Here is a 23271-nt window from a genome sequence, read left to right on the forward strand (position 1 = left end):
TCGGATCATGCGGGACGCACATCGGCCGGCGCCACGGGCGCCACGGTGGCGGGCTTGCTGCGCTGCGCCGGAATCTTGCCGGCTGCGACGTCCTCGGCCCAGTACTGGTGGTGCTCGTGTGCCCAGGCTTCATCGACATAGCCGGTGCGCATGGCCTTGTAGGCACCGCGCATGCCCAGGGTACCCATGTAGATGTGCAGCAGGAACATGGCCATCATGAACATGGCCGCGACGGCATGGATCATGTGCGCCACCTGCATGGTGCCGCGCTCGTACAGCAGGCCCGGAATGAGCATGTCCAGCACCAGCCCGGAGCCGACCACGATGGCGCCCAGCAGCAGCACGCCGCCCCAGAACACCACCTTTTCGCCGGCGTTGAAGCGGTGCGAGGGAACTTCGTGCTTGCTGAACACGCCGCCGGCCTTGAGCATCCAGCGCAGGTCGCCCCGTTGCGGCATGTTGTCGCGCAGGAAGGTGAAGAACACGATCACCAGCGACACCGCGAACAAGGGTCCCACGAAGTTGTGGATGTTCTTGAGCGCGTAGGCGAGCCAGCCGAACAGGGTCAGGCCGATGAGCGGCTGCAGGAAGAACTGGCCGAAGGCCATGATGATCCCCGACACCGCCAGCAACACGAAGGCGATGGCGTTTGCCCAGTGGGCCGAGCGCTCGAACGGGGTGAAGCGTTCGATGCGCCGCGTGGTGCCCGGCTGGCTCTCGGCACCCATCGGTCCCTTGGTGAAGTAGAAGATGGCCAGGGCGCCCAGCACGATCAGCAGCAGGGAGCCGCCGTACGGCAGGATCCAGTTGTTGCGCACCTGCCGCCAGGCTTCGCCGGCGGTGGTCAGCCGCGAGCCGGGGTACTGCACCTGGGGCTGGATCAGCACGCCGGCTTCCGGTGCCTGGCTGCGCGGCAGGCTGGTGGTGCCGGCCACGCCGTCACCGACCGCGCGCCACATGGGCGCGTTGTTGCCTGGCTGCACCGCGTTGCGCTGGGCGTTGTTCTGCTCGGCGTAGCCGGGCAGCTGGTCGGCGTCGGGCTTGACGTCGAAGATGTTCTGGCTCTGGATGCCGCCCGTGGCGGGCGCCGCCGGTCGGGCAGCGGGAGCCGCAGGCACCTCGTCGGCCGGTCGCACCGTCTGGGCCCAGGCGCCGCCAGCCGCACAGGCGATCGCGAGCGTGGCCCCGAGGGCGCGCAGGGCGCGGCCCGCCCGTTCAGTTCTTGACGCGCACATATTCGTTCTGCCCCTGGCCGCGCACGCGCAGCTGTTGTTCCCAACTGGCCTTGTCGCCCTGCTTCCAGTCGGTGAGCGCAAACGGAGGTGGCGCTCCCGTGCCGGAAAACACGGGCCGGTCGCTCTTGACGCCGCTGGCGTCCTGGGGCTGCTCGGAGCAGCCGGCCAGCAGCGCCAGCGCGCCTGCGAGGGTGGCGATGCGAACGATCATGACTTGCCTCCCGGCTTGCCAGCCTGTTGCGAGCCGTAGGCGGTGCCCCAGCCCCAGACCTCGGCACCCTTGCCGCGCGCCAGCACGCGGGTGCGGAAGATGTCGGCGACCATGTCGCCGTCGCCGGCCAGCAGCGCCTTGGTCGAGCACATCTCGGCGCAGGCCGGAAGCTTGCCCTCGGCGAGGCGGTTGCGACCGTACTTCTCGAACTCCGCCTGCGAGCCGTGGTCCTCGGGACCGCCGGCGCAGAAGGTGCACTTGTCCATCTTGCCGCGCACCCCGAAGGTGCCGGCCGAGGGGAACTGCGGGGCGCCGAAGGGGCAGGCGTAGCTGCAGTAGCCGCAGCCGATGCAGACATCCTTGTCGTGCAGCACCACACCCTCTTCGGTGCGGTAGAAGCAGTTCACCGGGCACACCGCCATGCAGGGCGCGTCGGAGCAGTGCATGCACGCCACCGACACCGACCGCTCGCCGGGGACGCCGTCGTTGAGCGTGACCACGCGGCGGCGGTTCACGCCCCAGGGCACCTCGTTCTCGTTCTTGCAGGCGGTGACGCAGCCGTTGCACTCGATGCAGCGCTCGGCGTCGCAGACAAATTTCATTCGTGCCATTGCGCTCTCCTTAGGCAGCCGTGGCGCGTTCGACGTTGCAGATGGTCGTCTTGGTTTCCTGCATCATCGTCACGCTGTCATAACCATAGGTCGTGGCCGTGTTGACGGCTTCGCCGCGCACCACGGGATAGGCCCCCTTGGGGTAATAGGCAAGCATGTCCTGCCCCTGCCAGCGCCCCGAGAAGTGGAAGGGCATCCAGCAGGTGTCCGGACCGACCCGCTCGGTCACCATGGCCTGCACGTTCAGGCGCGCACCCGTGGGGGTGGTCAGCCAGACGCGATCGCCGTTGCGGATGTTGCGCTGCGCGGCCGCCTGCGGATTGATCTCCACGAACGCCTCCTGCTGCAGTTCGGCCAGCCAGGGGTTGGAGCGGGTTTCTTCGCCGCCGCCCTCGTACTCGACCAGGCGGCCGGAGGTGAGGATCAGCGGGTACTTCTCGTGCACCTTGTCCTGCACGTTCTTCTGCTGCAGGGTCTTGTACAGGGTGGGCAGGCGCCAGAACGCCTTCTTGTCGTCGTGCGACGGGTACTTGGCCACCAGGTCCGGACGGGTGCTGTAGATCGCTTCGCGGTGCAGCGGGATCGGGTCGGGGAAGTTCCAGACCACCGCCCGCGCCTTGGCATTGCCGAAGGGGTGGCAGCCATGGTTCTTCATGGCCACGCGGATGATGCCGCCCGAGTTGTCGGTCTTCCAGTTCTTGCCTTCGGCAGCCTTCTGCTCCTCGGGCGTGAGCTCACCCCACCAGCCCAGCTTCTTGAGCAGCACATGGTCGAACTCGGGGTAGCCCGTGGTGATGTCGGCGCCCAGCGAATGCGAGCCGTCCTCCGCCAGCAGGCTCTGGCCGTCGCGCTCCACGCCGAAGTTGGCGCGGAAGTTGCCGCCGCCGTCCATGACGTGCTTGCTCGGGTCGTACAGGTTCGGGGTGCCCGGATGCTTCATCTCGGGCGTGCCGAACGCCGGCCAGGGCAGGCCGAAGTAGTCGCCCGTGAGGTCGTAGCCGGTTTCCTTGTCCTTCACACCGGCCTTGGCCTTGAGCGTCTTGACGTCGAAGGCGTGCATGTTCTTCATGTGCGCCTTCAGCCGCTCCGGGCTCTGCCCGGTGTAGCCGATGGTCCAGACCGAGCGGTTGATCTCGCGCAGGATGTCCTCGGGCAGAGGCTCGTCCAGGCCCTTGATCTTCTGCATCTTGAAGTTCTTGACCAGCTCCGTGCCGAAGCCCAGCTTCTGGGCGAGCTGGTACATGATCATGTGGTCGCTGCGGCTCTCCCACAGCGGATCGATCACCTTCTCGCGCCACTGGATCGAGCGGTTCGACGCGGTGGCCGAGCCCGAGGTCTCGAACTGCGTCGCCGCCGGCAGCAGGTAGACCGCGCGGTTCGCGTTGCGGTCCTCGGCGCGCCCCGGCATCGCCGCCATGGCGGCGGTGGCCGAGGGGTAGGGATCGATCACCACCAGCAGGTCCAGCTTGTCCATGGCCTGCTTCATCTCCAGACCGCGCGTCTGGGAGTTCGGCGCATGGCCCCAGAAGACCACGCCGCGCAGGTTGGGGTCCTGGTCGATGTTCTCGTTCTTCTCGAGCACGCCGTCGATCCAGCGCGAGACCGTGATGCCCGGCTTGGTCATCATGCCGGGGCTGGCGAAGCGGCCCTTGATCCAGTCGTATTCGACGCCCCAGGCGGTGGCGAAGTGCTTCCAGGAGCCGTCGGCGATGCCGTAGTAGCCGGGCAGCGAATCGGGGTTCGGGCCGACGTCGGTGGCGCCCTGCACGTTGTCGTGGCCGCGGAAGATGTTGGCACCGCCGCCGGCGACGCCGACGTTGCCCAGCGACAGCTGCAGCAGGCACGAGGCACGCACCATGGCGTTGCCGATCGAGTGCTGGGTCTGGCCCATGCACCAGACGATGGTGGACGGCCGGTTCTTGGCCATCATTTCGGCGACCTTGGCCATCTGCGCCTCGGGCACCCCGCAGGCTTCCTCGACCTTGTCCGGCGTCCACTTGTTCAGGACTTCCTCGCGGACCTTCTCCATGCCCCAGACGCGGTCGTTGATGTACTTCTTGTCTTCCCAGCCGTTCTTGAAGATGTGGTGCATCAGCCCAAACAGGAAGGGAATGTCGCTGCCCGAGCGGATGCGCACGTACTCGTCGGCCTTGGCCGCCGTGCGCGTGAAGCGCGGATCGACCACGATCATCTTGCAGCCGTTCTCCTTGGCATGGAGCATGTGCAGCATGGAGACCGGGTGCGCCTCGGCGGCGTTCGAGCCGATGTACAACGCGCACTTGCTGTTCTGCATGTCGTTGTACGAGTTGGTCATCGCACCGTAGCCCCAGGTGTTGGCGACACCGGCAACCGTGGTGGAGTGGCAGATGCGCGCCTGGTGGTCGCAGTTGTTGCTGCCCCAGAGGCTCACGAACTTGCGCATCAAATACGCCTGTTCGTTGTTGTGCTTGGACGAGCCGATCCAGTAGATCGAGTCGGGGCCGCTCGCCTTGCGCAGCTCGAGCATCTTGGCGCTGATCTCGTTGAGCGCCTGGTCCCAGGAGATGCGCTGGTATTTGCCGTCCACCAGCTTCATCGGATAGCGCAGGCGATATTCGCCGTGGCCGTGCTCGCGCAGGGCGGCGCCCTTGGCGCAGTGGGCACCCAGATTCAGGGGCGAGTCGAACACCGGCTCCTGGCGCACCCAGACGCCGTTCTCGACGACGGCATCGACCGCGCAGCCGACGGAGCAGTGGGTACAGACGGTGCGCTTGACCTCGATCGTGCCCTTGCCGATGGCCGGGCCGCTGGTGGAAGCGGCCTTCGCCTTCTTCACCAGCAACAGGCTGGAGGCCGCGATACCGACGCCGACTCCCAGGCCCGAGCGGCGCAGGAAACCGCGCCGATCGACGGTGGGAATGGCGTGTGCCAGCCCGCGCTGCAGGCTGTGGACGAAAGGCGAGCGGGCGACGCCGGAGGCGCTGCCCGATTTCTTGGTGAGCAACATGGGGACTCCCCGTTCGACGTTAGATGAGGGTGGTCTTGAAATAGCGGCGAACGTGTTCGCTCAGGTGGTAGCCACCGCCGCGGGCGGGCGGCTGGCGTTCGGCGGTGGGGGGCGGGGCTTCCTCGCGGATGGCGGGCAGCAGGCTCACGGCGGCCGCGGCGGCCCCGACGGTACCGGCGCCGGCAAACAGGGTGCGCCGCGAGAGCTGGCGGTTGGGCTTGCTCATGTTGTCTCCTACATGCACAGGCTATGCAACAGGCTGCATAGCGCACGGCGAATGTAGCCCTCGTCCGTCAAGCGGACAACGGGATTGACCCTAGCCATCCGCAATGCAGAAAGCGTGCCACGGCTGCGTTCGGCGACCGGACCGCACGCATCAGAAGAGGTTGCACTGCAACATGGCGCGCGTCGCGTCATCCTGTCGCATCGATCGCGACAATTTGTCGTGCCGAACCGCGTGGTTGCCACGCATCGCAGGCGATACCCGAGCAATTCGCTCGGGTGTCCCTTCCTAGAATCGGGGCTGCCCTGTCGTACCGCCCCGTGAGCACCACCACCGCATCCATCCCGTCCCCCGCTGGGCCGCTTGCCGGCGCCGAGCGCGCATCCGAGAGCTGGCCGTTCTGGAACATCCTGGTCGTCGACGACGAACAGGGCATGCGCAACTTCCTGTGCAAGGCGCTGGCGCCGCGTTGCCATGCGGTGATGGAGGCCGGCAGCGCCGAACAGGGCGAGGCGGTGCTGCGGGCCCACCACATCGACCTGATCATCCTGGACATCTCGCTGCCGGGGAAGAACGGCGTCGCCTGGCTGAAGGAGCTGCGCGAGCACGGCTTCACCGGCGACGTCATCCTGATCACCGCCTTCGCCGACCTCGACACCGCCATCGAGGCGCTGCGCGCCGGTGCCTCCGACTTCATCCTCAAGCCGTTCCGCATGCCGCAGATCCTCACCGCGGTGCGCCACTGCTGGGAGCGTTCACGCCTCACGCGCGAGAACTACATCCTGCGCCGCAGCCAGTCGGCCGAAGGCATCCAGCGCGGCGGGCTGGTCGGCTCGTCGGGCGCGATGGAGCAGCTGTGGCAGGCGGTGCGCCGCGCGGCCGCCGTGCACAGCACCGTGCTGCTGCAGGGTGAATCGGGCACGGGCAAGGAATTGGTGGCGCGGGCGCTGCACGCCCTCAGCGCACGCGCGCAGGGACCTTTCGTGCCGGTGAACTGCGCCTCGATGTCGCCCGAGCTGATCGAGAGCGAGCTGTTCGGGCATGCCAAGGGCGCGTTCACCGGCGCGACGCGCGCACGCGACGGGCTGTTCCACTACGCCCAGGGCGGCACCCTCTTCCTGGACGAGGTGGCCGAGCTGCCGCTGGCGCTGCAGGCCACGCTGCTGCGGGCGCTCGAGGACCTGAAGATCCGCCCCGTGGGCAGCGAGCGGCTGGTGCCGGTGAACGTGCGCATCGTGGCCGCCACCAACCGCCAGCTTGCCGGCGAAGTGGCCGCCGGACGCTTCCGCAAGGACCTGTACTACCGGCTGCAGGTACTGGAGCTCACGCTGCCGCCCCTGCGCGAGCACAAGGAAGACATCCCCGAGCTGGCGGCGCACTTCACGGCGCAGCTCGCGCCGGCCCTGGGCGCCGATCCTCTGGTGCTGACCGAGACCGAGCGCAGCTTCCTGATGCGCTACGACTGGCCGGGCAACGTGCGGGAGCTGCGCAACCTCATCGAGCGCTCGCTGATCCTGGGCGCGCTGAACGTGTCGGCGCTGTACGCGCAGCCGCCGGCCGCGCGCCTGACCTCCGCCGCCGGCCAGCCCACCGACCTGCACACCCTGGAGAAGCAGCACATCCTGTCGGTGCTCGACTCGGTGCAGGGCGACAAGACCCGCGCCGCACAGCTGCTCGGCATCTCGCGCCGCACGCTGGAGCGCCGGGTCGCCGAGTGGGCACTGCCATGAACTTCGCGCCGCGCTGGCCCTGGCTCGCGCAGTCGGTGCGCAACAAGCTGCTGGCGATGGCGCTGCTGCCGCTGCTCGGGGCCTTGCCGCTGCTGGTGGGCGCCCTCGCCGTCTGGGGCGACCAGGCCTACGATCGGCTGCTGATCACCAAGGTGCGCAGCGATCTCGCGGTGGCGCACGGCTATTTCGACCAGGTGGTGGCCGAGGTCGGCGGCGGCACCGAATCGGTGGCGCAGTCGCATGCGCTGCACCGGGCGCTGGCGCAGCGCGATGCGGCGCAGCTGCAGGCTCTGCTGGCGCGCCAGCGCGAAGCCCTCGGCCTCGATTTCCTCGTGCTGGTGAAGCCGCAGGAGGCTGCCGCCGCCGGCGCCGGCGCGATTTCCGCCGGCCGCGCGGCGCGGCTCGAACTGCTCGACGGCGATCGTTTTGCGCAGCTGGCGCCGCACCTCGCGAGCCGGGTGGCGGTGCCGCTGGTGCCCACGCGCAACGCCACGCCCACCGAGCGCACGGTGGAAGACCGCGCCCTGACCGTGCTCGCCTCCGTGCCGGTGCGCGGCGACGCGGGCGAGACGATCGCCGTGCTGCGCGGCGGGGTGCTCCTGAACCAGAACCTGCCCTTCATCGACCACATCAACCGCATCGTCTATCCCGAGGGCGCCCTCCCCTTCGGCAGCCAGGGCACGGCCACCCTGTTCCTGGACGACGTGCGCGTCACCACCAACGTGCGACTGTTCCAGGACCGCCGTGCGGTGGGCACGCGGGTGTCGCAGGCGGTGCGCGACGCCGTGCTGGGCCGCGGCAGCACCTGGCTGGACAGCGCCTTCGTGGTGAACGACTGGTACGTCTCGGCCTACGAGCCCCTGCTGGACGGGCAGGGACGGCGCGTGGGCATGCTGTATGTCGGCTTCCTGGAGCAGCCTTTCCGGCTGGTGAAGTGGGCGATGCTGGCGGGTATCGGCGTGCTGTTCCTGGCCGTCATGGCGCTCGCGGCGATGTTCTCGCTGCGGCTGGCGCGCGGCATCTTCCAGCCGGTCGAGCAGATGGACCGCACCATCCGCCGGGTCGAAGAGGGCGACGCGGGCGCGCGCGTCGGCCCGGTGGCCGCGCGCGACGAAATCGGCGCGCTGGCGCAGCACCTGGACCACCTGCTGGACGTGGTGGCCGACAAGACCGAACGGCTGCAGCGGTGGGCCGACGAGCTGGACCTGAAGGTGGCCGAGCGCACCCGCGAGCTGGCGGCCAGCAACGCGTCGCTCGTGGAAGCGCAGCGCCAGCTGGTGAAGTCGGAAAAGCTCGCCGCCATCGGCCAGCTGACCGCCAGCATGGCGCACGAGATCAACAACCCCATCGCGGTAATCCAGGGCAACCTCGACCTGATGCGCGAGACCCTCGGCCCCGCGGCCGCACCGGTGGCGGCCGAGCTCAAGCTGCTTGACGACCAGATCGACCGCATGCGCCTGATCGTCGCGCAGCTGCTGCAGTACGCGCGGCCCACCGAGTACGCGGGCTACACCGAGCCGCTGGACGTGAACCGCGTCATGGACGAGTCCCTGGTGCTGGTGGGGCACCTGCTCGCGCGCTCCGGTGTCGTGGTGGAAAAGCGCTACGCCGCCACCCGTCGCGCCGGCTTCAACCGCCAGGAGCTGCAGCAGGTGCTGCTCAATCTCATCATCAATGCGATCCAGGCGATGGCGGACGGTGGCCGCCTCACGCTGAGCACCCGCGACCAAGGCGCCGGCGTGGAACTGGAGGTGCGCGACACCGGGCCCGGGCTGCCCGCCGGTGCGGTGGAGCGGCTGTTCCGGCCCTTCTTCACCACGCGCGAGGACGGCAATGGACTGGGCCTGTGGATCTGCACCAGCCTGGTCGAGCGCTACGGCGGCAGCATCGAGGCGGCCGATGCGCCGGGCGGCGGCGCCGCCTTCCGCGTGACGCTGCTCACGGAGCCTGAAGCCTCTCGCGTCGATGCGGCGCTGGCCGCCTCCTGATCGCCGTGCGCTGTGTGCGAGCCCTGCCTCAGCGCCGCGGCGCGGGCAGCGCGACGAAGGCCCAGGTTCCCGCCAGCAGCAGCAGCGTGACCAGTCCGAACACCCAGGCGTAGGGATCCCAGCCCTGCGCGGTCGCCACCGACGCCGCGAGGCCGGTGAGCCACTGCACGAACGCGACCCCCAGGAACATCGCCATGGTGAAGACCGCCATCGCCCGCCCGGTCATGTGCGCGGGGTAGGCCGATTTCACGTCGGCGTACTGCAGGATGATGTAGCCTGCCACCAGGCTCATGACCACGCTCAGGCCCACGTCGATGGCGGCGCTGCGGCTGAACGCGAGCACCGCATACATCGCCGCGACCGAGAGCGTGCCGATCGCGATCCAGCGCCTGCGAAGCCGCTCACCGGGGTCGATGCGGCCGAACAGGGGCGGCCCGAACATGCCCACCACCGACACCGCGAGCGCCACGTGCCCGCTGGCCACCAGCCCGAAGCCGTGGCGGTCCACCAGCAGCGGCCCCAGCCACAGGCCGCGCAGCGCGAGGAAGGCGGCATAGGTGACCAGGGCCAGCGCCACGATGCCCCAGGTGTGCGCCAGCGTGAACAGCGCTCCGTAGCCCCGCAGCGCGGCCAGCACGCCCGGGCGAGTGCGGCCGCCCGGTGGCTCGGGCGCCTCGCGCACCAGCAGCAGCACGGCCAGCCAGGCCAGCGCCGCGCCGACGGCCAGCGCCTGGAATCCGGTGCGCCAGGACCACTGCTCGACCACCCAGGCCAGCGGCGTTCCCGTGAGCAGCAGCCCCGCCCCACCCAGCCCCATGACCAGGCCCGAGAGGGCGGCGAAGCGCTCGGCCGGATAGCGCGTTGCCACGAAGACGGTGCACACCACGAAGGCCGGCGCGCAGCCGATGCCGATCAGCACCTGCCCGGCCACCAGACCGCCGAACCCCTGCGCCACCGACGCGAGCAGCGCGCCCACGATGGCCAGCGGAAACACCGCCAGCATCGTGCGGCGCGTGCCCCAGACATCGATGCCCAGCCCCATGAACAGCTGCAGGGCCCCGAATGAAAAATGGAACGCACCCGCGAACAGGCCGAGCTCGCCGGGCGTGAGGCCGAAGTCGCGCTGCAGCGGCGGCGCGAGGATGGCCGCCACGGTGCGAAAGGCCTGGCTCATGGCAAAACCCGCCGTGAAGGCCAGCAGCATCACCCACAGGCGGCGCGACGCCGCGGCGCTCGCGCCTGTGTCGGGCGCGGGGGCGCTGGCGTCGGGAGTGGCGCGCACGGCGCCGCTCAGGCCAGCAGGTCGAAGCCCTGCTGCTCCACGTCCAGGAAGGCCTGCGTGAAGGCCCCGAGGCTGCGGTAGAAGCGTGCGCGCGGATGCGCCTGCAGCGCCTCGCACAGGGCCGCGCCCCACGGCTGCAGGTGGGTGGTGAAGAACTCGCGCTGGCGGGTGAGGTTGGCCACGGCGACGTCGTCACCGGCGATCAGGTAGCGCATGACCTCGCACACGTACGCGAAGTGGTCCTCGGTCTCGGACATGCTGTCGTCGCGCGTGAGGCCGAGGGCCGCCAGATCCTCGCGCAGCCGCGCGAGCGGCCGCTCGTTGAGAAACCCCGAGAGGTAGTGCGAACCGTAGAGGTAGACCTCGGGCCGCCCGACGCCGCCGAAGAGCGCGTCGTATTCGGCGGCGACCTCGGTGGCGCTCAGACCGCGGCAGGTGCCCACGAAATGGCGCCACGGCTCCTCCAGGAAGCCGCCTTGCGCCGCAGCCTCGGTGGGTGCCACCTGCAGCGCCGAGAGCAACTCCTCGCCGGGCGCCGCGTAGAACAGCTGGGCGAACAGGCCGTAGACGTCGGCGCGTGCGGTTTCCTCGTCCAGCGCCGAGGTGGGGGTAAAGGTCTCGCTCATAGGTCGGTGATCTTGACTTCGTTGTCGCCCGCGTAGATGTCGATGACGCGGCAGTCGCCGCACATCTTGAGCCGCTCCAGCGCGGCGCCCTGGAACATGGCGTGACCTGCCAGCTTGCCCAGCATGGATTCGATGGCGCGCAGCGTGCCGAAGGGCTTGCCACAACGCACGCAGCCGTAGGGCTGGGTCTCGTTGAGCACGCGCGGCTGGCGGCGCTCGGGCGTGAGCAGCAGGCGCGGCTCGAGGGTGATGGCGTCTTCGGGGCAGGTGCTGGCGCACAGGCCGCACTGGACGCAGTTGCGCTCGATGAACTTGAGCTGCGGCATCTGCGGGTTGTCCTGCAGCGCGCTGGCCGGGCAGGCACCCACGCAGCTCATGCAGAGCGTGCACTTGTCCTTGTCGACCGCGATGGTGCCGAGAAGCGCGCCCGTCGGCAGTGCAATGGCGTCGGGACGCGCCGCGGCGTGCTCGACCAGGTGGTCCAGCGCCATCTCCAGCGCCGGGCGCTTGTCGCCGGTGATCGCGAAGCGGGCCACGGACGCCGGCACCTCGCCGAGGCGGCGGATCGCCAGCTGCAGGGCCTGGTCGAGCTCGCTCGGCTGCGCACAGCGCAGCAGGCTGAAGTGCGTGCCGCCATAGCCCAGGCCGGTGAGCACCGCCTGCGCCATCTCCATCTGGCGCTCCAGCGCGAGCAGATAGCCGGGCGCCTCTTCGCCGGTGGCCAGCACGGCGATGTGTCGCGCGCCCCCGGCCACGGCCGCCAGCCACAGCTCGATGCCCGTGCTGGCCACGTGCCACAGCCCGAAGGGCAGCACATTAGCCGGAACGCCGTGGGCGCGATCGATGCGCGCGGCCCGACCGAGCTCTTCGACCAGGCGCCGGCCGGCTTCCTGACTGTGCAGCAGCAACACGGGCGCGCGGCCGCCGGCGCGGCTGTAGGTGTTCAGCAGCGCACGCAGGCGCGCGCCCTGCTCCTGCGGTCGCGGGGTGGCGTAGGTCAGCGCACCGCTGGGGCAGACGGTGGTGCAGGCGCCGCAGCCGACGCACAGGTTGGGATTGACCTTGATCTGCTGGCGCGACTTGTCCGAGGAGATCGCCTCGGCCGAGCAGATGTCGATGCAGGCGCGGCAGCCGACGGTCTCGTTGCGGCTGTGGGCGCACAGCTTCTGCTTGTAGCTGAAGAACTTGGGCTTCTCGAACTCGCCGACCAGCTCGCGCAGCCGCAGCACGGCCTCCAGCCGCGCCTGCGGCGCGGTGCCCTCGGGCAGGTGCAGGTAGCCCTGGGGCAGCGCGTGGCGCACAAAGGCCGGCTGGGCCCGCAGGTCGAGCACCAGATCGAAGGACTGGCGCTCGCTGCGCGGATCGCGGGTGAAGTCGATGGCGCCCGCGGCGTCGCAGGCCTTCACGCAGGCGCGGTGGCCGGTGCAGGCCTCGAGCTTGACCTGGTAGTCGAAGCCGATCGCGCCCTCGGGGCAGGCTTCGATGCAGGCGTTGCAGCGCGTGCACAGGTCGAGGTCGATGGGGTTTTCCTGGGTCCAGGCGAGCTCGAATGCGCCGAGCCAGCCGCCCAGGGAATCGATGCGCCCGGCCAGCACCGGCCAACGCCGCTCCTGCCCGCCGCTGCCGCCCTGGGCGAAGACGGTGACCTGCAGCACGTCGCCGACGCTGGCGGCGAGCTTCTCGGCCTCGTCCAGCGGCCCGATCACGAGCAGGCGGCCCTCGCTGCGGTAGGTGACGGTGGTGACCGGCTCCGGCTCGGGCTGGCGCGCCTGGTCGATCAGCGCCGCCAGCTTGGGCATGGCCGCAGCCGCGTCGCGGCTCCAGCCGCCGGTCTCGCGGATGTTGACGAAACGCAGCGGCGCCCAGGCGGCACCTTCGGTCTGCTCGGCCAGTTCGCCGAACAGGCGCTGCTCCTGGGTGCAGGCCACCACCAGGTCCCCGCCGGCGCGCAGCGCCTGCTGGAAGGCGCCGGCTTCGCGCCGGCACAGGGTGGAGTGGAGCGTCAGCTCCTCATCGAGTGCCTTGCCCAGGGCCTTCGGGTCCAGGGGCATGGTCTTGTTGCAGTCGCAGATCAGGGTCGGCATGGTGGCTCGGATATTCGGGGGCGGGGCCGCCGCCCTCGGGCGCGGTTTCGTCGGGTCCGGTCGGCCCGGTCGCGGTGGTGTTCGGCGACCGGTCCCGCGGGTCGTCGCCGGCAGGCGGCTGCGACTGTGCCACGGATTGCAGCGCAGGGTTATCCGCAGCATCCCTCGCAGCGGCAGGCGCGGCTTCGGCGGCCTCCTCTTTCTCGCGGAAGAGGCCGAGGAACTCGGCGCTGGCCAGCTGGCGCAGCATCGACTCGGGCATCGGGTCGGGCTTGGAATAGTCGTCGATATAGACGTCCAGCCCGTCCATCACGTTGAAGTGCGGGTCGGCGAACAGCTTCTTCACCGCGGCGTTCTTCACCTCGGGCGACACGTCGGACGCAACGAAGCGGCGGAAGTCGGAGTCGGCGGTCAGCGCCTGCACGTCGTCCAGGCTGGGCGGCAGCGGGCGCTCGGTCGAAGCAGAACTTGCCGGCTCCTGCGCTGCGTCGGCGCCGCCCGCGCCCTCCGGGTCGCCGCGGCGCACCAGGCGCGCTTCGTCGGGCGTGAAGGCGACGGGCGCCGGCATGCCAGCGGGCGGATCGGCAGCGGCGGGCGCGGCGGGTGGATCCGCTTCCACCGGCTTGCCCTCGCGAATGTCCAGCTTGCGGCGTGACCAGCGCCCCAGGAAGCCATCAGCCATGATCGCCTCCCGTATCCGTGCTGCCGCGGCTCGCACCCGCGCTGGACCCCGAGTCCGATCCTGCACCGGCACCCATGCCGCCGCCGCCGCGAACCTTGTCCGTGCTGATGCTGGCCGGGTTGCCGAAGCGGTCCTGCAGCGGCCGGAAGCTCTCCGGCCGCTTGCGGCGCTTGGGCTCGGGCACGTAGTGCGCATCGGTGAAGGCGCGCAGCCATTGCACCACCGGCGGGGGCGCCGGAACGTTCTCGACCGTCTCCTGCGCATCCAGCCAGCGCCCGGCATCGTGGTAGCTCAGGCTCACCATCACCGGCCGCGCGATCGGCTCGTCGGCCAGGCTGGCCTCTTCGTCCATGCGCCACAGCACGAACCAGCAGGGCGCCTCGGTGGTCACGTTGAGGTAGTAGCCTTCGGCGTCGTCGCGAAACAGCTGCACGGTGAAGCCCGGGTGCAGCCAGCGTTCCTGCGTGTCGTCCTTGCGCAGCAGGCGCGCCTCGCTCCCCCAGGCGTCCTCGTGCGGAACCACCTCGTCCAGCACCCAGCGCCAGGGTTGCCAGCGGTTGTCGATCTTCTCGCGGCGCATCACCACCGCAACCTGGAGGCTGGGACGTTCGGTCATGGGGAAATCCTCACGGCGCAGTACTTGAACTCGGGAATTTTCCCGAACGGATCGAGCGCGGCATTGGTCAGCAGATTGGCCGCGGCCTCGGCATAGGCAAAGGGCATGAACACCGCGCCGTCGGGCGTGCCGTCGTCGCGGCGCAGCCGGCACTGCACGGCGCCGCGGCGCGACTGCAGCGACACCATCTGCCCGGGCGCAAGGCCGAGGCGCGCCAGCTCGGCGCCGTTGACCGATGCGGTGGCCACCGGCTCGATGGCATCGAGCACGGCCGAGCGCCGCGTCATGCTGCCGGTGTGCCAATGCTCCAGCTGCCGGCCGGTGATCAGCACCAGCGGGAATTCGGCGTCGGGCCGCTCGTTGGCCGGGACCAGCTGCGCCGGCACCAGCCGCAGCCGCCCGTCCGGCGTGGGAAAGCGCTCCGTGAAGACGATGGGCTGACCGGGGTCGTCCTCCGACAGGCAGGGATAGGTCACGCTGCCTTCGCGCTCCAGCCGCTCCCAGCGGATGCCGCCGATGGCGCCCTGCATGGCCTGGCGCATCTCCTCGTAGACGGCGGCGACGCCGGCGTCGGCCCCTTCGTACCGCCAGTCGAGGCCGAGGCGGGCGGCCATCTGCTGCACGAGCCACAGGTCCGGCCGCGCGTCGCCGGGCGGCTCGACGGCCTTGCGCCCGAGCTGCACGATGCGGTCGGTGTTGGTGACCGTGCCGGTCTTCTCGGGCCAGGCCGTCGCCGGCAGCACCACGTCGGCCAGCCAGGCGGTCTCGGTCATGAAGATGTCTTGCACCACCAGGTGCTCCAGCGCCGCCAGCGCGGCGCGGGCATGGTGCAGGTCGGGGTCGCTCATGGCGGGGTTCTCGCCGGCGATGTACATGCCGCGCACCTTGTGCGGATCGCCCTCGGGCGCGAGCGCCTTGTCCATGATCTCGACCACCGTGTAGCCCGGCGTCGGGTCCAGGCGCGTGCCCCAGAAGGACTCGAACCAGGCGTGTGCACGCGCATCGTCCACCCGCTGGTAGTTGGGCAGCATCATCGGAATGAGGCCGGCGTCGCTCGCCCCCTGCACGTTGTTCTGCCCGCGCAGCGGATGCAGGCCACTGCCGGGCTTGCCGATCTGGCCCGCCACGGCGCACAGCGCGATCAGGCAGCGCGCGTTGTCGGTGCCGTGCACGTGCTGGCTCACGCCCATGCCCCAGAGGATCATGGCCGAGCGCGCCGTGGCGAAGGCGCGCGCCACCTCGCGGATGGTGGCCGCCGGCACACCGCACACCGCCTCCATCGCTTCGGGGCTGAAGCCGGCGACGGCCTCCTTCAGCGCCTCGAAGTTGCTCGCGCGCGCTGCGATGAACGCCTCGTCGGCCAGGCCTTCGGCGATGACGGTGTGGATCATCGCGTTGAGCAGGGCGACGTCGGTGTCGGCGCGGAACTGCAGCGTGCGCCAGGCGTGGCGGCCGATGTCGGTCACGCGCGGGTCGGCCAGCACGATCTTCGTACCGCGCCGCGCCGCGTTCTTCATCCAGGTGGCGGCCACCGGGTGGTTGGAGGTGGGGTTGGAGCCGATGACGAGGACGAGTTCGGCGTCGGCGACGTCGGCCACCGGGTTGCTCACCGCGCCCGAACCCACGCCCTCGAGCAGCGCCGCGACGCTGGAGGCGTGGCACAGCCGGGTGCAGTGATCGACGTTGTTGCTGCCGAAGCCGGTGCGCACCAGCTTCTGGAACAGGTAGGCCTCTTCGTTGGTGCCCTTGGCCGAGCCGAAGCCGGCCAGCGACTTGGGGCCGTGCGTCTCGCGCAGCTGCTTCAGGCGGCCCGCGGCAAAGTCGAGCGCCTCGTCCCAGCTCGCTTCGCGGAAGACCTCGCTCCAGCGCGCCGGATCGCGCAGCACCTCAGCGTCCTTCGGCACGCCGGGCTTGCGGATCAGGGGCGTCGTGAGCCGGTGCGGGTGGTGGGCGTAGTCGAATCCGAAGCGCCCCTTGACGCACAGGCGCCCGTGGTTGGCCGGGCCGTCGCGGCCTTCGACGGCAACGATCGTTTCGCCGCGCACCTTGTACGTGAGCTGGCAGCCGACCCCGCAGAACGGGCACACCGAAGCCACCTCGCGATCGACCTGCTGCGAGCCGACCAGGGTCTTGGGCGCCAGCGCCCCGGTGGGGCAGGCCTGCACGCACTCGCCGCAGGCCACGCAGGTGCTCTCGCCCATCACGTCTTCCAGGTCGAACACGATGCGGCTGTCGGCGCCGCGACCGGCGAAGCCGATGACGTCGTTGACCTGCTCTTCACGGCAGGCGCGCACGCAGCGGGTGCACTGGATGCAGGCGTCGAGCTGCACCGCCATCGCCGGATGCGAGAAGTCGGGCGCCGGTTGCGGGCGCTCCAGCGCGCGCAGCGCCGGCCGTGGCTGCACGGAAAGCCGTGCCGCCCAGGCGCTCAGCTCGCCGTGCTGGCCCGTGGCGGCGTCTGCGGCGGGCACGGCAGTCGCAGCGTCCGCAGGGGCGGCGGGGGACCCGCCAGCAATCGTGTCGGTATCGACAAGCGCACTCCCCGAGCCGCCCTGCCCCGCTGCGTCGTTCCACTTGTAGCCGCGCTCCGGCATGTCGGCCAGCAGCAGTTCCAGCACCATGCGCTGGCTGCGCAGGGCCCGCTCGCTGCGCGCCCGCACGTCCATGCCGGCCGTGACAGCACGGCAGCAGCTCGGCGCCAGCACCCGCTCGCCGGCGACCTCGACCACGCAGGCGCGGCAGTTGCCGTCGGGGCGCAAGCCCTCGCTCCAGCACAGGTGCGGAATGTCCACTCCGGCGCGGCGCGCCGCCTGCAGGATGGTCTCTCCCTGCACGGCCTGCATGTCCTGGCCGTCGAGGCGGAAGGCGACGAGGGGCAGGTCAGGAGATTTCATCGGGGAAATACTGCTGCACGCAGCGGATCGGGTTGGGCGCGGCCTGGCCGAGGCCGCAGATCGATGCGTCGGCCATAACCGCCGCCAGGTCGTCGAGCGTGGCGCCGTCCCAGGTGGGCGCCTCCATGAGCACGGCCGCCTTGGCGGTGCCGACGCGGCAGGGCGTGCACTGGCCGCAGCTCTCGTGCGCGAAAAATCGCATGACGTTCAGCGCCGCATCGCGGGCGCGGTCGTGCTGGCTCAGCACGATGACCGCGGCCGAGCCGATGAAGCAGCCGTGCGGCTGGAGGGTGTCGAAGTCGAGCGGCACGTCGGCCAGCCGCGCCGGCAGGATGCCGCCGGAGGCGCCGCCCGGCAGGTAGCCGTAGAGCGTGTGCCCATCGGCCATGCCGCCGCAGTATTCGTCGATCAGCTCGCGCAGGGTGATGCCGGCCGGCGCCAGCTTGACGCCCGGCTCGCGCACGCGGCCGCTGACGCTGAAGCTGCGCAGGCCGCTGCGCCCGTGGCGGCCCTGGTCCGCGAACCACCCGGGTCCGCGCTCGAGCAGCTCGCGCACCCAGTAGAGCGTCTCGAAATTGTGTTCGAGCGTCGGACGGCCGAACAGGCCGACCTGCGCGATGTAGGGCGGCCGCAGGCGCGGCTCGCCGCGCTTGCCCTCGATGCTTTCGATCATGGCCGACTCCTCGCCGCAGATGTAGGCGCCCGCGCCTCGGCGCAGGTAGATCGCCGGCAGCGGAAAGGGCGCGTCGGCCTGCAGCGCGGCGATCTCGGCCTGCAGCAGCGCGCGGGCGTCGTGGTATTCGTCCCGCAGGTAGATGTAGACGGCCTCGCAGCCGGCGACGCTCGCGGCCACCAGCATGCCCTCCAGGAAACGGTGCGGGTCGCGCTCGAGGTAGTGGCGGTCCTTGAAGGTACCGGGCTCGCCCTCGTCGATGTTCACGGCCAGCAGGCGCGGGGCCGGCTGCTCGCGCACGATGCGCCACTTGCGGCCCGACGGAAAGCCCGCGCCGCCCAGGCCGCGCAGACCGGCGTGGTCGAGGGCCGCCAGCACGTCGTCGTGATGGCGCTCTCCGCGCGCCACCGCGGTCGCCAGACGGTATCCGCCCTGCGCGCGGTAGGCGGCGTAGCGCAGGGCCGGCGGCGGCTCGGCCACCGTGCCGTGCAAGGCGGCGGCGATCGTGTCGGTTGTGGCCCTTGGCACCGCACGCTGGCCGACCAGCGCCGCGGGCGCCTGCTCGCAGCGCCCGATGCACGGCGCGGGCAGCACCCGCACGCCGGGCCCGAGCAGGGCGGGCAAGCGCTCCAGCAGGTCGCGCGCGCCCGCCATCTCGCAGGGCAGGCCATCGCAGACGCGCACCGTGCACGCCGCGCCCTGCGCGTCGCCACGCAGGATGTCGAAGTGGTGATAGAAGCTCGCGACCTCGAAGACTTCCGCCATCGGCAGGTTCATCTCGCGCGCGAGCGCCGCCAGGTGGCGCTCGTGCAGCCCGTTCCAGCGGTCGTTCAGCAGGTGCAGGTGTTCGATCAGCAGGTCGCGCCGGTGCGGCCCGGGCCCGACCAGGGCGCGCACCTCGGCCAGCGCGAGATCATCGACCGCACGGCCCTTGAGACGGCCGGTGCGGTCGCCCCGGTCGCCGCGGTGCAGGCGAACGGTCGCGTGCTGCATTCAGGTGTCCTTGGAGACCGTGATGGTGGGGAACTTGGCGGAGAAGTCCTTGGCCTTGGCAGCCACTTTCACCGCCACCTTGCGCGCCACGTCCTTGTAGACGCCGGCCACGGCGCCGTCCGGATCGGCCACCACGGTGGGCTTGCCGCCATCGGCCTGCAGGCGGATCTGCATGTCCAGCGGCAGCGCCCCGAGGTATTCGATGCCGCGCTCGGCGGCGTAGCGCCGCCCGCCCCCCTCGCCGAAGATGTGCTCGATGTGGCCGCAGTTGCTGCACACGTGCTGCGCCATGTTCTCGACCAGCCCGAGGATGGGAACGCCCACCTTCTCGAACATGGCGACGCCCTTGCGCGCGTCGAGCAGGGCGATGTCCTGCGGCGTCGTGACGATCACCGCGCCGGTCATGGGCACGCGCTGCGACAGCGTGAGCTGGATGTCCCCGGTACCGGGCGGCAGATCGACCAGCAGGTAGTCGAGTTCGCGCCAATTGGTCTGGCGCAGCAGCTGCTCGAGCGCCTGGGTTGCCATGGGGCCGCGCCAGATCATGGCTTCGTCGGGGTTGATCAGGAAGCCGATCGACATGACCTGCACGCCGTAGTTCTCGAGCGGGTCCATGGTCTTGCCGTCCGAGCTCTCCGGGCGGCCCTCGATGCCCATCATCATGGGCTGGCTGGGGCCGTAGATGTCGGCGTCGAGCAGGCCGACCGAAGCCCCCTCGGCCGCCAGCGCCAGCGCGAGGTTGGCCGCCGTGGTGCTCTTGCCGACCCCTCCCTTGCCCGAGGCGACGGCGATGATGTTCTTGACGCCCGGCAGCAGCTGCACGCCGCGCTGCACCGCGTGCGCCGTGACACGCGTGCTGATCTGGATCGCCACCTTGGCGACACCGGGCACGCTGCGCGCCGCGGCCGTGAGCGCGTTGCGCAGGGCCGGCAGCTGGCTGCGGGCGGGATAGCCGAGTTCGACGTCGAAGGAGACATCGCCGCCTTCGACCTTGAGGTTCTTCAGCGACTTGGTGGAGACGAAGTCCTTGCCGGTGTTGGGGTCGGTGACGGTCGAGAGGGCGGCGAGCAGCTGGTCGGGAGTGGCCATGGTGTGGTGCAAAGAGAGATCGGGGCAGTTTACCGATGCGCGGATGACCCTTCGCCGGCCGGCTGCAGCGCCACCCTAAAATCGCTGGTTTCCTGCCGGCCCGGCCCCCTCTTTCGCCCATCTTCCGCCCCATGCCCCAGCGCAAGCTCTTCGTCACCACCGCCCTGCCGTACGCCAACGGAAAGTTCCACATCGGCCACATCATGGAATACATCCAGGCCGACATCTGGGTGCGGGTGCAGCGCATGCAGGGGCACATGGTGCATTTCGTCGGCGCCGACGACGCGCACGGCGCGCCCATCATGATCGCCGCCGAAAAGGCCGGCAAGACGCCGCAGCAGTTCGTGGCCGACATCGCTGCGGGTCGCAGGGAATATCTGGAAGGCTTTCACATCCGCTTCGACAACTGGCACTCGACGGACAGCGGCGAGAACACCGAGCTGGCCCAGGGCATCTACCGGCAGCTCAAGGCCAACGGGATGATCGCCACGCGGGTGATCGAGCAGTTCTACGACCCGGTCAAGGGCATGTTCCTGCCCGACCGCTACATCAAGGGCGAGTGCCCGACCTGCCACGCCAAGGACCAGTACGGCGACAGCTGCGAGGTGTGCAGCAGCGTGTATGCGCCCACCGACCTGATCCAGCCCTACTCCACGCTTACCGGCGCCGCGCCCGAGCTGCGCAGCTCGGAACACTTCTTCTTCCGGCTGTCCGATCCGCAGGTGCTTGCCTTTCTCAAGGACTGGACGCAGACCCCGGGCAGGCTGCAGCCCGAGATGGCGAAGAAGGCCAGCGAGTGGTTCGACGCCGGCATGGCCGACTGGGACATCAGCCGCGAGGCGCCCTACTTCGGCATCGAGATTCCCGACGCACCGGGCAAGTATTTCTATGTCTGGCTGGACGCCCCCATCGGCTACCTGGCCAGCCTGAAGAACCACTTCGACAAGGGCCAGGCGCGCGCGCACTGGCATGCACCTTCGCGCACCGATGCGAGCTTCGAGCAGTTCGTGGCCGACCCGCAGGTCGAGCAGGTGCACTTCATCGGCAAGGACATCGTGTACTTCCACACGCTGTTCTGGCCGGCGCTGCTGCAGTTCTCGGGCCGCAAGACGCCCAGCCAGGTGAACGTGCACGGCTTCATCACGGTGAGCGGCGAGAAGATGAGCAAGAGCCGCGGCACCGGCATCGATCCGCTCAAGTACCTGTCGCTGGGCATGAACCCCGAGTGGCTGCGCTACTACATCGCGGCCAAGCTCAACGGGCGGGTCGAGGATGTGGACTTCAACCCCGACGATTTCGTGGCCCGCGTGAACGCCGACCTGGTGGGCAAGTACGTCAACATCGCCAGCCGTGCCGCCAAGTTCATCCCCGAGGGCCGGCTGGTGGCGGGCGACACCACCGGGGCGCAGCCGCAGCGGCTGGTGGACAGCGTCGCGCAGCTCTACGAGGCGCGCGAGTACGGCAAGGCGCTGCGCGAGATCATGGCCTACGCCGACGAGGTGAACCTGCGCTTCGATGCGGCTGCGCCCTGGAAGCTCGCCAAGGAAGGCCGGGGCGACGACGCGGCGGCCGTGTGCTCTGCCTGCATCGAGGATTTCAAGGTGCTCACCGCCTGCCTCAAGCCGGTGCTGCCGACGCTGGCCGCGCAGGCCGAAGCCTTCCTGCGCTGCGAGCCGCTCGACTTCTCGAACGCCGCCACGCCGCTCGGGGCGGACCATGCCATCGGCCAATACAAGCACCTGATGCAGCGGGTCGATCCCAAGCTGCTCGACGCGTTGTTCGAGCCGCCGGCCGAAGCGGCGCCGGTCGCGCAGGTGCCTGGGGGCGAGCCGCTCGCGCCCACGATCGGCATCGATGACTTTTCAAAGATCGACCTGCGCATCGCGAAGATCGTCGCCTGCGAACCCGTCGAAGGCTCGACCAAGCTGCTGCGCCTGACGCTGGACGTGGGCGAGGGCCGCACGCGCAACGTGTTCTCGGGCATCGCCTCCGCCTACAAACCGGAAGACCTGCAGGGCAAGCTCACGGTGGTGGTGGCCAACCTCGCGCCGCGCAAGATGAAGTTCGGGGTGAGCGAGGGCATGGTGCTGGCCGCCAGCCATGCCGACGAGAAAGCCCAACCCGGCATCTTCGTCCTCGAGCCGACAGTCGGTGCCCAGCCGGGCATGCGGGTGCGCTGAGGCCGCTCGACGCTGGCCCGCCCGGGTCGATGGATGACGCGAACGACGCCGACGCCGGGGTTCGCGCCTGAGAGCCGAGGTCACAAGGGCACTCGCTGATCCGAAGCCTCAGAGCCTGTTGGCTTCACGCAGGCGCTCGGTCGTGAACTTCGTGATTTCCAGATTCAGGAAATGCAGCACCTTCGGGTAGTGGTCGTCCGAACTTCGCATATCACTTCGAACAGCGGGTCCCTTCGCGCGCTCCTCTTCGGTTCTCTCCGCATGCCACATCTTCAGGGCCGCGGCCATGAGTCGATCCTGGTCAGCTGGCGACTTGACCGATGCAGCGCCGAACGCCAGATGCGCCGAACCTTCCTCGCTTGCAGAGGAAGGTACGAATCGGCCTTGCTGCCTCGCCATGTTCCGGTTGGCCGCTTCCTGCTCCGCCGCACGGGCAAAGTCCTGACGCATTCTGGTCTGAAGCGATCGCACCAGATTGGCATGAACCGTCATCCGCGCCTTCTGCGCATGAATGACGGCGAGCTGACTTGCGAAGACCTTCGGAGGAAGTTCAACGAGCGGCACATCAGTGCGCTTGTCCGAGTTTGTCGTGCTCCCGAGTAGTTTCGACTCCAACCGCCCGAGAATTTCTGGCGGTGTGTCGATGGCCGTCATCTTCGCGAGGAAGGCCTGCGCCGCGGCCGAGTTCTGCTGGCGATTCCTGGCGCGTTCGCTCGGAGACATGGCCTCCTGCGCTGCAAGGCTTAGTCCCAGCGTTGTAATGTCCCCGGGCGCTCTCTTGATGATGTACCGCAGCCCACTACTCTGCTCTCTTCGGTTCAGGCTGTGCGTCTCCGCAAGGTTGCGACCCCCGTCGTGTCCCGAAGCCGCAAGCTTCAGGTTCAGCACGAGCCATGCCTTTATGCGGTGCCTCAGACTTGCCCTGGGCAGGGGGACCGTTTCGTTCTTTGCGCGATCGACGTCGAAGTGACGAGGCAGTCGGGCGACGAACGTCCCCCCTCGGCTGACAGCCAGCCAGGCGCCCGGGTTGGACAGCACTTTCGTGAGAGCTTCTTCGAGACGCTGCTGGTCGAGGCTGCCCGGCTGTTGGTACTGGGCGAGGGGAGGTGGTGCAGTTTTCGAGCCCTGTGCGATGTTGCTGGTCATGGTGGTCCGGTGCTCCAGGTCG

The 23271-nt window shown here is 69.6% G+C and carries 17 protein-coding genes; 3 read left to right on the forward strand and 14 right to left on the reverse strand.

The annotated features are described in order from the left end of the window. Positions 1 to 5: 5 nt before the first annotated feature. From WG922_RS03750 to WG922_RS03770, 5 genes are read right to left on the reverse strand one after another with little or no spacing between them, the layout of a single operon-like run. Positions 6 to 1235 (reverse strand): formate dehydrogenase subunit gamma, encoded by a 1230-nt coding sequence (locus WG922_RS03750; protein ID WP_340280780.1) that lies wholly within the window; start codon positions 1233 to 1235, stop codon positions 6 to 8. After that, positions 1216 to 1446: a hypothetical protein gene (locus tag WG922_RS03755; RefSeq protein WP_340280782.1), complete on the reverse strand. Its 231-nt coding sequence runs from the start codon at positions 1444 to 1446 to the stop codon at positions 1216 to 1218. The genes WG922_RS03750 and WG922_RS03755 overlap by 20 nt, the downstream gene beginning before the upstream one ends. Beyond that, positions 1443 to 2057, reverse strand: coding sequence for a formate dehydrogenase FDH3 subunit beta (gene fdh3B, locus WG922_RS03760; protein WP_340280784.1), 615 nt, complete (start codon positions 2055 to 2057; stop codon positions 1443 to 1445). The genes WG922_RS03755 and fdh3B overlap by 4 nt, the downstream gene beginning before the upstream one ends. A gap of 10 nt (positions 2058 to 2067) precedes the next feature. Further along, positions 2068 to 5043: a formate dehydrogenase subunit alpha gene (locus tag WG922_RS03765; RefSeq protein WP_340280786.1), complete on the reverse strand. Its 2976-nt coding sequence runs from the start codon at positions 5041 to 5043 to the stop codon at positions 2068 to 2070. 19 nt (positions 5044 to 5062) lie between these two features. Further along, positions 5063 to 5269, reverse strand: a complete 207-nt coding sequence (locus WG922_RS03770; RefSeq protein ID WP_340280787.1) for a formate dehydrogenase — start codon at positions 5267 to 5269, stop codon at positions 5063 to 5065. Between the two features lie 317 nt (positions 5270 to 5586). Between WG922_RS03770 and WG922_RS03775 the strand changes: the two genes are divergently transcribed. Together WG922_RS03775 and WG922_RS03780 are read left to right on the forward strand one after the other, a co-directional pair. Further along, positions 5587 to 6996: a sigma-54-dependent transcriptional regulator gene (locus tag WG922_RS03775; RefSeq protein WP_340280789.1), complete on the forward strand. Its 1410-nt coding sequence runs from the start codon at positions 5587 to 5589 to the stop codon at positions 6994 to 6996. Beyond that, positions 6993 to 8984, forward strand: a complete 1992-nt coding sequence (locus WG922_RS03780; protein WP_340280791.1) for a cache domain-containing protein — start codon at positions 6993 to 6995, stop codon at positions 8982 to 8984. Before WG922_RS03775 ends, WG922_RS03780 begins: the two co-directional genes overlap by 4 nt. A gap of 28 nt (positions 8985 to 9012) precedes the next feature. On the opposite strand, the gene WG922_RS03785 is transcribed toward WG922_RS03780, so the two are convergent. Genes WG922_RS03785 through apbC form a run of 8 tightly spaced genes read right to left on the reverse strand, consistent with a single transcriptional unit; the run spans position 9013 to position 19923 of the window. Next, complete coding sequence (locus WG922_RS03785; protein ID WP_445322787.1) at positions 9013 to 10266, reverse strand: MFS transporter; 1254 nt, start codon at positions 10264 to 10266, stop codon at positions 9013 to 9015. Between the two features lie 8 nt (positions 10267 to 10274). Beyond that, positions 10275 to 10892, reverse strand: coding sequence for a TorD/DmsD family molecular chaperone (locus WG922_RS03790; protein ID WP_340280793.1), 618 nt, complete (start codon positions 10890 to 10892; stop codon positions 10275 to 10277). Continuing rightward, the gene (locus WG922_RS03795) at positions 10889 to 12976 is read right to left on the reverse strand and encodes a 4Fe-4S binding protein (protein WP_340280795.1); all 2088 of its coding nucleotides are present in this window, start codon (positions 12974 to 12976) and stop codon (positions 10889 to 10891) included. Before WG922_RS03795 ends, WG922_RS03790 begins: the two co-directional genes overlap by 4 nt. Then, positions 12903 to 13658: a DUF3306 domain-containing protein gene (locus tag WG922_RS03800; RefSeq protein WP_340280797.1), complete on the reverse strand. Its 756-nt coding sequence runs from the start codon at positions 13656 to 13658 to the stop codon at positions 12903 to 12905. Before WG922_RS03800 ends, WG922_RS03795 begins: the two co-directional genes overlap by 74 nt. Continuing rightward, on the reverse strand, positions 13651 to 14274 hold the full coding sequence (locus WG922_RS03805) for a DUF3305 domain-containing protein (protein WP_340280799.1): 624 nt from the start codon (positions 14272 to 14274) through the stop codon (positions 13651 to 13653). The genes WG922_RS03800 and WG922_RS03805 overlap by 8 nt, the downstream gene beginning before the upstream one ends. Then, a complete protein-coding gene (fdhF, locus tag WG922_RS03810) occupies positions 14271 to 17168 on the reverse strand; it encodes a formate dehydrogenase subunit alpha (protein WP_340280801.1) in 2898 nt (965 codons plus the stop codon). Before fdhF ends, WG922_RS03805 begins: the two co-directional genes overlap by 4 nt. Then, complete coding sequence (locus WG922_RS03815) at positions 17155 to 18834, reverse strand: NADH-ubiquinone oxidoreductase-F iron-sulfur binding region domain-containing protein (protein ID WP_340280803.1); 1680 nt, start codon at positions 18832 to 18834, stop codon at positions 17155 to 17157. The genes fdhF and WG922_RS03815 overlap by 14 nt, the downstream gene beginning before the upstream one ends. Next, positions 18835 to 19923, reverse strand: a complete 1089-nt coding sequence (gene apbC, locus WG922_RS03820; RefSeq protein WP_340280804.1) for an iron-sulfur cluster carrier protein ApbC — start codon at positions 19921 to 19923, stop codon at positions 18835 to 18837. 131 nt (positions 19924 to 20054) lie between these two features. Between apbC and metG the strand changes: the two genes are divergently transcribed. After that, the gene (metG, locus tag WG922_RS03825) at positions 20055 to 22103 is read left to right on the forward strand and encodes a methionine--tRNA ligase (protein ID WP_340280805.1); all 2049 of its coding nucleotides are present in this window, start codon (positions 20055 to 20057) and stop codon (positions 22101 to 22103) included. A 108-nt stretch (positions 22104 to 22211) separates the two neighbouring features. Here the strand turns inward: metG and WG922_RS03830 are convergent, their stop codons facing one another. Beyond that, positions 22212 to 23249 carry a hypothetical protein gene (locus tag WG922_RS03830; protein ID WP_340280807.1) on the reverse strand — a complete coding sequence of 346 codons (1038 nt, stop codon included), beginning with the start codon at positions 23247 to 23249 and terminating at the stop codon, positions 22212 to 22214. Between the last annotated feature and the right edge of the window lie 22 nt (positions 23250 to 23271).

Source organism: Ramlibacter sp. AN1015 (assembly GCF_037726105.1).
Taxonomy (GTDB): Bacteria; Pseudomonadota; Gammaproteobacteria; order Burkholderiales; family Burkholderiaceae_C; genus Ramlibacter.

What these genes read in the sequence shown, in the direction of transcription:
- WG922_RS03800 (WP_340280797.1), bottom strand. Translation starts at nt 13,658, where the DNA reads ATGGCTGATGGCTTCCTGGGGCGCTGGTCACGCCGCAAGCTGGACATT.
- apbC (WP_340280804.1), bottom strand. Translation starts at nt 19,923, where the DNA reads ATGGCCACTCCCGACCAGCTGCTCGCCGCCCTCTCGACCGTCACCGAC.
- WG922_RS03805 (WP_340280799.1), bottom strand. Translation starts at nt 14,274, where the DNA reads ATGACCGAACGTCCCAGCCTCCAGGTTGCGGTGGTGATGCGCCGCGAG.
- WG922_RS03795 (WP_340280795.1), bottom strand. Translation starts at nt 12,976, where the DNA reads ATGCCGACCCTGATCTGCGACTGCAACAAGACCATGCCCCTGGACCCG.
- WG922_RS03770 (WP_340280787.1), bottom strand. Translation starts at nt 5,269, where the DNA reads ATGAGCAAGCCCAACCGCCAGCTCTCGCGGCGCACCCTGTTTGCCGGC.
- WG922_RS03815 (WP_340280803.1), bottom strand. Translation starts at nt 18,834, where the DNA reads ATGCAGCACGCGACCGTTCGCCTGCACCGCGGCGACCGGGGCGACCGC.
- metG (WP_340280805.1), top strand. Translation starts at nt 20,055, where the DNA reads ATGCCCCAGCGCAAGCTCTTCGTCACCACCGCCCTGCCGTACGCCAAC.
- WG922_RS03755 (WP_340280782.1), bottom strand. Translation starts at nt 1,446, where the DNA reads ATGATCGTTCGCATCGCCACCCTCGCAGGCGCGCTGGCGCTGCTGGCC.
- WG922_RS03780 (WP_340280791.1), top strand. Translation starts at nt 6,993, where the DNA reads ATGAACTTCGCGCCGCGCTGGCCCTGGCTCGCGCAGTCGGTGCGCAAC.
- WG922_RS03765 (WP_340280786.1), bottom strand. Translation starts at nt 5,043, where the DNA reads ATGTTGCTCACCAAGAAATCGGGCAGCGCCTCCGGCGTCGCCCGCTCG.
- WG922_RS03750 (WP_340280780.1), bottom strand. Translation starts at nt 1,235, where the DNA reads ATGTGCGCGTCAAGAACTGAACGGGCGGGCCGCGCCCTGCGCGCCCTC.
- fdh3B (WP_340280784.1), bottom strand. Translation starts at nt 2,057, where the DNA reads ATGGCACGAATGAAATTTGTCTGCGACGCCGAGCGCTGCATCGAGTGC.
- WG922_RS03790 (WP_340280793.1), bottom strand. Translation starts at nt 10,892, where the DNA reads ATGAGCGAGACCTTTACCCCCACCTCGGCGCTGGACGAGGAAACCGCA.
- fdhF (WP_340280801.1), bottom strand. Translation starts at nt 17,168, where the DNA reads ATGAAATCTCCTGACCTGCCCCTCGTCGCCTTCCGCCTCGACGGCCAG.
- WG922_RS03830 (WP_340280807.1), bottom strand. Translation starts at nt 23,249, where the DNA reads ATGACCAGCAACATCGCACAGGGCTCGAAAACTGCACCACCTCCCCTC.